The organism is Staphylococcus sp. HMSC057A08 (assembly GCF_001812925.1).
GTDB classification, from domain to species: domain Bacteria; phylum Bacillota; class Bacilli; order Staphylococcales; family Staphylococcaceae; genus Staphylococcus; species Staphylococcus hominis.
The window spans coordinates 1-1,670 of record NZ_KV810838.1; the positions used below are offsets into that span (position 1 = coordinate 1).

Annotated in this window: 3 protein-coding genes; all 3 read right to left on the reverse strand. The window is 31.0% G+C overall.

The genetic code is table 11. The features are described 5' to 3' along the window. Nucleotides 1–102: 102 nt before the first annotated feature. A complete protein-coding gene (locus HMPREF2881_RS00925; RefSeq protein ID WP_002487369.1) occupies nt 103–762 on the reverse strand; it encodes a zinc-dependent alcohol dehydrogenase family protein in 660 nt (219 codons plus the stop codon). 45 nt (nt 763–807) lie between these two features. Further along, nucleotides 808–1,116 (reverse strand): alcohol dehydrogenase catalytic domain-containing protein, encoded by a 309-nt coding sequence (locus tag HMPREF2881_RS11965; protein WP_002487380.1) that lies wholly within the window; start codon nt 1,114–1,116, stop codon nt 808–810. A 100-nt stretch (nt 1,117–1,216) separates the two neighbouring features. After that, complete coding sequence (locus HMPREF2881_RS00930) at nt 1,217–1,519, reverse strand: ArsR/SmtB family transcription factor (RefSeq protein WP_002487367.1); 303 nt, start codon at nt 1,517–1,519, stop codon at nt 1,217–1,219. Nucleotides 1,520–1,670 lie beyond the last annotated feature (151 nt).

Sequence of the window (1,670 nt, forward strand, 5' to 3'; positions counted from 1 at the left end):
CAATTTCTATATTATTTCAATAGAAATTGTCTTTATTTACTTATCCAAGAACTTTATGTCCCAGCCTCTTCATAAAATAATTATTAATATAGAAAATAGGGGCTATTTATTAAAATCTATAACAATTTTACCAAACGCGCCTTTCATTTGATGTTCATATGCTTCTTTTGCTTGATCAAATGAATAAACCGTATCAATTACAGGATCTATATTTATTTGATCTAAAGCTTTAGTGAAATCTTCAAATGCTCTATGGTGTCCTACATTGATACCTTGGATTCTTGCTTGTTTAGCAAGCAATGAGAATAAATTAACTTCTGCTTCCATATTTTCTAGAAAACCAACAACATATATATGCACTTGGAAAGCTAAAGCTTCTATAGATTTTGCAATACTTGACCCGCCGACCACTTCTACAATATGTTCTACACCTTTACCATTTGTTAATTTTTGGACTTCTTTTTCCCAATCAGGGTGCGTTTTGTAGTTGATTACTTTAGAGGCACCAAGTTCTTTAGCTTTTTCTAATTTTTCGTCACTGCTACTTGTTACAATAACTTCTGCTCCTAATGCTGATGCTATTTGAATTGCAAATATAGAAACACCACCTGTGCCTTGAACAAGAACTTTATCACCTGCTTTAATATTTCCATACTCAACTAATGAGAACCAATTCACAAATGCTGCAACAGGTAGTGTAGATGATTGATTATCTGTATAAGTTTCAGGAGAAAAAACAGTAGCATTTTCATTTAATACCATATACTCAGAAAGCCCACCGTTAACAGTAGCGCCTAATGCATTTAATTATTCATCACCTTTTGGTTTACCTTCTAACCAAGTTGTGAACATATGAGATGTGACACGATCTCCTTTTTTAAACTTAGTAACATTAGAGCCTATCTCTACAACTTCCCCTGAAGCGTCTGAGACAGGAATAAAAGGGAATTTGAGTAAATCTGGTGTATATACACCTTCTACAATTGCAGTATCTCGATAATTAAGTGATACAGAGTTAACTTTAATTAAAATTTGATCTTCTGTAATTTCGGGTTTCTCTAGTTCAACTTGTTTAAGGTTATCTAAACCAAAATTTTCTAATTGCCATGTTTTCATTATTAAAACTCCTATTCATTAGTATTATGGAAAAAGTTATAAAGCACTCACATCGTTATATCGTTAAATGACGATGTGTAAGTGTAAAAAAAGAACTTAATTATAGTTCTTTTTCAATTACTTTACCTATATTTTTAATGACTTGTTCATTCCTTTTATAATATGTCCATTTTCCTAGACGTTTATATTCTATAAGTCCTGCTTTGTTTAATATAGATAAGTGTTGTGATGTAGTAGACTGTGTCATATCTAATTTCTCTGTAATTTGACTGACACAAACGCCTATTTTTACTAAATCAATACCTTCCTGATCACCGAAATTACTTTCAGGGTCTTTCAACCAATCTAGTATTTGAATTCTAGTGGGGCTAGCTAATGCTTTAAAAACTTCTAATTTTTCCATATATCTATAATAAATCGTTGAAAAGCGATATGTCAATATGTTTTTTTACTTTAAGAGAGTGTCCAGAAAATGGTTATTTTCTGGACACTCTCTTTTTATATCTAGATATATATCTATTATACATATTTTAGTGTTCAATAACCCAACAGAA

What these genes read in the sequence shown, in the direction of transcription:
- HMPREF2881_RS00925 (WP_002487369.1), bottom strand. Translation starts at nt 762, where the DNA reads ATGGTATTAAATGAAAATGCTACTGTTTTTTCTCCTGAAACTTATACA.
- HMPREF2881_RS11965 (WP_002487380.1), bottom strand. Translation starts at nt 1,116, where the DNA reads ATGAAAACATGGCAATTAGAAAATTTTGGTTTAGATAACCTTAAACAA.
- HMPREF2881_RS00930 (WP_002487367.1), bottom strand. Translation starts at nt 1,519, where the DNA reads ATGGAAAAATTAGAAGTTTTTAAAGCATTAGCTAGCCCCACTAGAATT.